Origin of the sequence: Bacillus sp. SIMBA_074, assembly GCF_046534555.1 — a bacterium.
GTDB classification, from domain to species: domain Bacteria; phylum Bacillota; class Bacilli; order Bacillales; family Bacillaceae_G; genus Bacillus_A; species Bacillus_A mycoides.
In genome coordinates this window covers 1-258 of sequence record NZ_JAWRYM010000782.1, presented here as the reverse complement: position 1 = coordinate 258, position 258 = coordinate 1, and the positions used below count along the sequence as shown (strand labels likewise).

Sequence of the window (258 nt, the reverse complement as noted above, 5' to 3'; positions counted from 1 at the left end):
GTCTATTGTTGCTCATAACACGAACGAAATCGATAAATTATATTGACCTGATTCAGCTTGTGCGCTACAATAATTTTTGTTGTGCAGTACGTAACTGGCTAGATGAATGATACGATTCGTATATCCTCAGAAATATGGTTTGAGGGTCTCTACAGGGAACCGTAAATTCCCGGCTACGAATGGGGTTTGTGTATTGACATACCCTATTCGTCGGCCGGGAATTTTTGCATGCTTACAAGGGGGAAACTGACCATGAAA

The 258-nt window shown here is 41.5% G+C and carries 1 riboswitch.

The window, feature by feature from the left end:
• The first annotated feature begins 96 nt into the window (after positions 1–96).
• A riboswitch (purine riboswitch) is annotated at positions 97–196 on the top strand.
• Positions 197–258: the final 62 nt, after the last annotated feature.